The organism is Bacillus sp. BF2-3, assembly GCF_008368795.1.
GTDB classification, from domain to species: Bacteria; Bacillota; Bacilli; order Bacillales; family Bacillaceae_G; genus Bacillus_A; species Bacillus_A cereus.
On sequence record NZ_QOSA01000053.1, the window covers coordinates 91,971 to 99,088 of the forward strand.

Genomic DNA, 7,118 nt, shown 5'->3' on the forward strand with positions numbered 1-7,118 from the left:
TTCACCTCCTCTAATAATCCGTTATTTCCTTGGACGCTGAATGAGTTTCTGCTTCATCTCATCATTAAATGTGTCTAGTTCAATAACGAACTTCTTGCTTGACTCAATAATACGTTCTGACGATTTTTCAGATGCTTCAATTGCAGCGAACACATTTTGGAATGATTCACGTAATTTATCCATGCTAATAGCAGGGTTTTCAAGCAATTTCGTCGTTTCTTCTGTATTTTGTTTTAACGCTTGAGAATTACTTAATACCATCGATTCAATTGCTTCATTCGTTGCATTTACCGCATCAATTGTTTTACGTTGATTCGTTAATGCAAGCTGAATAGCAGCTGAAACTGTTACAACGTTTTGCGTCATCGTAATTGCATTACGTATTGCCTCTGTTAATTTTTCATTATTTTTCTTAATGATGTCTACAGAAGCTATAGATTGTAATAATACACTTTTCGCTTGCTGCATATTACGTGTACGTACAAGTATCTTTTCTAATGCATCGTTAATTAACGGAATATCCCTTTGACGCTCTGGGTTTTGTTTCTCAGCTTCAAGCATGCCAGCAAGCTTTTTCCCTAAGTATACTTGTTTATCAAGAGCATGAATTTTATCGTGCGATTGTTCTTTTAACATTTCAAGACCAACTGTATCCTCTTGTAAGTTATCACGACCAATTAGAAGGGATCTAATAATTTCCTCAATTTGCTTATCTATAGATTGATATTTATGCACGTATGTTTCAAGTGGATTTTTCTTAAATACTTTAAACATAATTTTCTTCATACCACTTGCTTTTAATGAATTCGGATCAAGCTCTGATACTACTTTGCGTAATTCTAACAATGTATTTGGAATTTCTTCATTCTTTCCATTCATCATCGCTGTGACAGGACGTTTTAATGCTGATAACGTTTGTCCTGCTGCTTGTTGTTCTTTATCCCCCAAATCTCCTAGCTGCGACAATACTTTCGATAAATCTGTATTTTGCTCGCTATTTAACTTTTGTACATAAAGATCGGCTTCTTTATTTAATTCATCAAGTTCTTCATCTTTTATAACTGTATCAACCACTACTTCTACATTATTATCTTTCACAATGGATACAGGTTCTTTTTTCTCGAGTTCAGTCAACAAAATCGCTCCTTTATTTATATGTGCGAATTTATATGCACTATATTTCATCAATTATATCGTATTTCATACACATTCTGATTGCTTGAAATCGATTTTTTTAGAAATGTCTGTTTATGCAGTCATTCCCTGTTTCTTACTATAAGTATACCTGTAATCAACATAATTTTCCTCAGACTTAAGACCTAGAGAACTACATGCTGAAGGCGGATTCTTCATATATTTCCTAAATAATTTACGTTCTTTTAATCGTGCTACACTCAATCTTTTGACATTCACCCGTTTTCAATGTGATAATTCTATTACACTCACTTCTATTTATTTTTGCGAGCTACAAATGCTCCCTTTTGAAACGCTAATAACACTGTTTCAAACGTATCATCTTCTTCAATCATTTTTATAAACCCATCTAATTCACTTGCATGAGAAGTTGCATTATCAACAACAAGAAAACCTTTTGGCTGTAACATACGTTTTATATGCTCAAACCACCACATGTATTGCGTGCGCTCTGAATCTAGGAAAATAAAATCAAATGAATGATCTAATTGGGAATCTAAAAATGCCCCTGCTTCTTGATTGTGAACATCAATCCTTTGTAAAAGGTTTGCCTTTTCAAAATTGACAAGTGCCTCTCCAACTCGTTCTGAAGAAAGCTCTACAGTTGTTACATTTCCATTTGTTTCTTCTACCGCATTAGCCAACCACAATGTAGAATAACCATTAGAAGTTCCAATTTCTAAGATATTTTTTGCATTACACCCTTTTACTAAAATTGATAAAAATTGCCCCATCTCACGAGAAACATTCCGTAATTTTTCTTCCCTTGTTTTTTTATTTCGATCATGCTCTTCTCCATATTGTTCAAGTTGAAGTAATAATGAATCTAACGTATCCATTCTTTTCATCGCCTTTCCAAGCAATATGATGAAAAAGCTCTTGCTGCCCGTCTACTTTTATTATATGCGAAACGAAATCCTTTTTCCCGTTATATGACAAAGATTTATAATTTTTTATAGCATATTGTTTCGTTTTTTGGTAAAGTTAATTTCTACGTGCAATTATTCCATTCATATTATTTCATATAAAAATTGCAGTTATTAAATTATATAAACCCCATTTAAATGAATCGGTATTTCAAATTCAATTAAGCGCCCTTTTCGGACGCATTTTCTTTGTTTATATATTTCCAGAAGAAAGGATGCTTACAAATGAACGTGATTAGCTTAGATGCTGCTCGAAAACGAAAGCAGCATAAAAAATTAATGATTACTATACCGATTATTACACGTATTTATGAAGAAGACGGGGAAATTAAATTTGAGGTAGCTGGCGAAAAAGATGTACCTCTTGAAATGTTAGAAAAATAATAAAAAACGCATTTCTGAAGAAATGCGCTTTTTTATATTTTTACATTCAAATGCATAAGTTTTTCAGGATTAACCATCATATAGATATTTGAAATCTTCTCATCCTCAAATGCAAACGAAAGAACATATGTTACTTTATTATTTATTGTAACTATAACTCCTGGTATACCATTTACCATTTTGAAATCAACAGTGTACTCTTCTGTCAATCGTTGTGCAATCCCAAAGAACAAACGTATAATTCGATCTGCAGAATAAATTGGATTGATCGCAGTCGTAACTTTACCGCCACCATCAGCTTTGAGTATAGCATCTGCTTTTAATACTTCCAACATACCTTCCGTATCCCCACACTGTAATGATGCTACAAACTTTTCAACATAAGAAGCCATTTTCTCCGTGCTTAATTTTGATTGCTTCGGTTTCTCCAACATGCTTTTTCGTGCACGTTGAAAGATCTTCCTGCAGTTCACACTACTCTTATCAACAATTGAAGCTATTTCTTCGTATTCATAACTGAAAACCTCTCTTAATATGAAAACAATCCTTTCTACCTCAGATAGTTGTTGTAAAAGTAATAAATATGCGGTGGAAAGGGATTCTTTCATTATAAATGACTTTGATGGCTCATCACTATCTTCTACAAGTGGCTCTGGTAACCACATCCCTACATACACGTTACGTTTATGCGCTGCCGATCGTAATTTATCAATTGAACGATTTGTCGCCATCTTACATAAATATGCTTTCATATTTTCTATAGATTGTGGATCTTCTATATTATTTAGCGAGATAAATACATCCTGAACGATATCCTCAGCATCCATAACACTCCCAAGGATTCTGTATGATAACGAAAATAATAATGGTTGATACGCTTCATATAACTGCTCCGTTTCCATGATGAACTGCCTCACTTTCATATTGCTTTAAAATGTGTAACGCTGCACGTTTCCCGCTTGCTACCGCAGCATCAGCTAATATTTCATCATGCCCTGCCCAATCCCCTGCAACATAAACACCTGGCATTTCAGGTATATTAGGACCCGGCTTTTCAACACGGTCAATATGAGGAAAATCATGTACTACTGTTATTTTCGGTAAATATTGCTGTGCAACAACTTCCCTTTTCCAATTTGGGTGTAACAACTCCATCGTACTTTCCAACTGTTCTTTATCTTCATGAATATGATTCATCTCTAGCACAGGATTATGGTACTTAATTAGACTCACTGCAATTGATCCGTCTTCACTTAATTTAGCTGCTCTCGATTGATTTGTGAAAAATATAGGTTGATCTAATCCTAATACAAATTGATGTGTAGGATTGGGTAATTGTCTCAAGCCAATATCTAATGCACCAACAGTAACCGGTACCGATTGTTCACTCCATTTATGCAAACTTGTTCCTTCTGCACCTTTTATTATTTTACAAGCCTCTTTCGGCGGAGTCGTCACGATGACTGTACCTACTTCAAAAACCTCATCATCAACACAATGTATTCTTTGTTTATCTTCATAATGCTCTATTTCCAAAACATGCTTTTTAGCCAAAAATTTTACCCCGACATCATTCGCTAAATCTCTTAATTTTGTTATTATCGTCTCCCAACCACCATCTACATAAAGCACTCCTTCTTTTATAGAAAGCTGTATTTGCTTTAGTACAGATGATGCTAATTGTATTGTAGGAGCAAACGTATATGTTGTTGTCCGGCATAGCGCATAAAATATATTGCGAACCATTGGATCTTTTATTTCATTTTCTGCCCATGTAGTTAGACTCATTTTCGGAACTTCTCCTACATCTAAATTTCCTAAACGAATCATAAGACGTGAGAATTGTACTTTTGCAGACCAAGAAAGTAGTGGTGTTGATAAAATTGAGCGAAAATCTGTTGGGATGGTGAATATATCCCCTTTCCATATTCCATGTGCTTTTGTAGATGGTATTCCACCTGGAAGATTCAAACCGAGCTCATTAAAAGTTATAAACGCTGCCCCGCCTCTATATAAAGCATGTGCACCAAGATTCATGCAGATTCCATTTTTATTTATAGTTATCCCTCGGCCACCGAATTGACTGGATTTTTCTAATACAATCACTTTCTTTCCAGCTTTCGCTAAATATATAGATGCTGTTAATCCAGCAAGCCCACCGCCAACAATTGCTACATCAAATGTATTCATAATAAAATCCCTCCTTATCGTTCTACATACAAGACGAACGATTAAGGAGGGATGTGACATGAAAATAAATTTTTATTACCCTACTTTATTTCATTACTTTTTAATTCGGTCATATTGCATACGAAATAACTCAATTGCAAATGGAATATCCTCTTCACTCTTTATATAATAACTGATCCATCCTGATTCAGGTAATACGTGATGTGGTTTTACCAACCCTTGCTTCACTAATTCATCTCGCTTTAACTTCGGAAATGGTAAATCAGCTAATTTATCACCATGAAGATGGCCAAGTTCTTTCTTACCATAATTTATTTCAATACCACCAAATCGATGCGGTTTTTCAGAAACACCCGCCCAGCTGAGTACTTCATTTCTAATCATTTCACTAAATGACATGAACATTCACTCCTTATAAATGATTGATGTACTTTTAAATTAACATTTTCATTACTTTTTTCCATCAATCCAAAGTATGAATGGGAATACGAATATAGTTTAATCTTTATACTTTATTCTTTATGGAATAAGTGAATTTATTAAGCTACCGACAACAGCACAAAACAAAGACTAGACACATATCCTAATTTTGTAACCTAACTTACCTATAGAAAGGCGGGTAATACAATTGACTGCCAACATCGACTATACCTCCCCTTCAACCAATTTTACTTATGATGTAAATAAAAGTAATTTTTTTCGGAAAGATGCCCAAAATTATATAAATGTACTTGGTATTAAACAATTAAATACTTTAGAAAATACTTCTTTATTAGATATTTATTTAAGTACAGGAAATGTTGTAGAACCACATATTCATCAAAATGCAGCTGAACTTGTTTATTGTATTTCAGGGTCTGCTGTTGTTTCTTTACTTAATCCATTTACGAATCAAATATTAAACTTACCGATAAAACCCGGGCAAGTTGCCAACATTCCACAAGCGTGGTGGCATTATGAAATTGCTACAGCAGATAATACTCATTTATTAGCTATTTTCAATGCTCCAACTCCAGAAGTTATTTTCGGTTCTGACATTTTAAGGTTAACTCCAGCTCATATGATGGCCCATACTTATTGTCTCAATGAACAACAATGGAAACAAGCGGTTTCCCCTATCCAATCAACTACCGTAATTGGTCCTCCGGCAAACTGCAATCAAAACCGTGAAATGAAAAATTATCCAACCCAGCCCCTCGCTCAACAACAGAATCCGTATCACCAAGATTCTTATTACTTTCCTCTTTACTGGGGCTATTAATTTGTAAATTTTCAAAAGAATCATCATTTATCTCCTAGGAAAATACCAAGGAGATTTTTTTATTGTATGTTCTCTTCCTATTAATAATAGTAACAATTGATAGTGTACATACATATAATATTTATATATTAAATTGGAGGTGATAGTACTATGAGTAATTATAACTATCGAAAAAACTACTCTTATAATAAAAATAGTAGCTCTTCAGCATCCTCTCAATCTTCCAATTCTCAATCTTCCAATTCCCAATCGCAAAGAGACTTAGCCGAGCAAGGCTATGTAAAGAAAAAAGGATGTAACTGTAATAAAAATAAATAGTTTATTTTATGGATGAGTTCTTTTAAAAGAATTCATCTTTTTTTGCTGATCGGAAATTTTTAAAGTTACATAACTTATTCCTTAAATGAGAAAGGGTAAATTATACTTTTTTATACGAACTTAACAAAGAGTAATTGTTCAATGGATTTATTACTTATTTCTCAAAAAAATATAGTCCTTCCTAAATTTATTAGGAAGGACTATATACAAACCCCTGTTTAATTTCCTACTAAATGTAACAAATTAAACGATATTAATACCTGCACTTACAAATCCAGCAACTGCAGCTATTGGACTTGCTGCTGTTAATGAAACATATAACAGTATTTTATCCCCAGCCGCTACTGGAATAGCTTCAGGTATGATTCCTGATGCTGTAGAACCAATCGCTATTGCGGCAAATGCTGGTGTTAATAAAAGAGGTGCGCCTTGTACTGTAAACGTATTGCTTGCTGCAGGTGCAGTTAATATTTGTATTTGCACTTGAACAGGTGATAATGGAGCTAATGCAGCTGTTGCACTAAAGAAACCTGCTAATGACGTAATAACCCCTGCTCTTGGTGCTACAAATGCATAATCACCTACACCTAATGCTAATGTGATACTTGTTCCACCCGTTAATGCTATACCAGGCTGACTAAATCCAAATCCAAGAAGAGTTCCTGTATTAGCTACTAACGCATTAACTAACGCTGCTGGTGTTGTACCTGAAGCAAACGGAATAATAGCTCCGCCACCAGTTGCACCCGTTGCTCCTGTTAAACCTGTTAAACCTGTTGCTCCCGTTGGGCCTGTTGCTCCTGTTGGACCTGTCGCTCCTGTTAAGCCTGTTGCTCCTGTTAAAC

General features: G+C 34.5%; 8 protein-coding genes. 2 read left to right on the forward strand and 6 right to left on the reverse strand.

The genetic code is table 11. The annotated features are described in order from the left end of the window. Positions 1–21: 21 nt before the first annotated feature. Both DN401_RS28055 and DN401_RS28060 read right to left on the reverse strand, forming a co-directional pair. Entirely contained in the window at positions 22–1,134 is a 1,113-nt protein-coding gene (locus DN401_RS28055) for a toxic anion resistance protein (protein ID WP_000137402.1), read from the reverse strand. A 314-nt stretch (positions 1,135–1,448) separates the two neighbouring features. Next, complete coding sequence (locus DN401_RS28060) at positions 1,449–2,042, reverse strand: O-methyltransferase (protein WP_002204789.1); 594 nt, start codon at positions 2,040–2,042, stop codon at positions 1,449–1,451. Positions 2,043–2,345: 303 nt separating this feature from the next. Here DN401_RS28060 and DN401_RS30010 point away from each other — a divergent pair, with 303 nt between their 5' ends. Beyond that, positions 2,346–2,504, forward strand: a complete 159-nt coding sequence (locus tag DN401_RS30010; protein ID WP_001100984.1) for a hypothetical protein — start codon at positions 2,346–2,348, stop codon at positions 2,502–2,504. Between the two features lie 32 nt (positions 2,505–2,536). Here the strand turns inward: DN401_RS30010 and DN401_RS28065 are convergent, their stop codons facing one another. The 3 genes from DN401_RS28065 to DN401_RS28075 form a co-directional block, all read right to left on the reverse strand. Then, a complete protein-coding gene (locus tag DN401_RS28065) occupies positions 2,537–3,406 on the reverse strand; it encodes a sigma-70 family RNA polymerase sigma factor (protein ID WP_000447159.1) in 870 nt (289 codons plus the stop codon). Beyond that, positions 3,384–4,694 carry a phytoene desaturase family protein gene (locus DN401_RS28070; RefSeq protein WP_001091203.1) on the reverse strand — a complete coding sequence of 437 codons (1,311 nt, stop codon included), beginning with the start codon at positions 4,692–4,694 and terminating at the stop codon, positions 3,384–3,386. Before DN401_RS28070 ends, DN401_RS28065 begins: the two co-directional genes overlap by 23 nt. A 93-nt stretch (positions 4,695–4,787) precedes the next feature. Then, the gene (locus DN401_RS28075) at positions 4,788–5,093 is read right to left on the reverse strand and encodes a luciferase domain-containing protein (RefSeq protein ID WP_000010317.1); all 306 of its coding nucleotides are present in this window, start codon (positions 5,091–5,093) and stop codon (positions 4,788–4,790) included. Between the two features lie 229 nt (positions 5,094–5,322). Between DN401_RS28075 and DN401_RS28080 the strand changes: the two genes are divergently transcribed. Continuing rightward, complete coding sequence (locus DN401_RS28080) at positions 5,323–5,955, forward strand: cupin domain-containing protein (protein WP_000126325.1); 633 nt, start codon at positions 5,323–5,325, stop codon at positions 5,953–5,955. Between the two features lie 561 nt (positions 5,956–6,516). On the opposite strand, the gene DN401_RS28085 is transcribed toward DN401_RS28080, so the two are convergent. Next, positions 6,517–7,118 (reverse strand): exosporium glycoprotein BclB-related protein (locus DN401_RS28085; protein ID WP_304521046.1); only part of this gene is annotated, 602 nt, incomplete at its 5' end.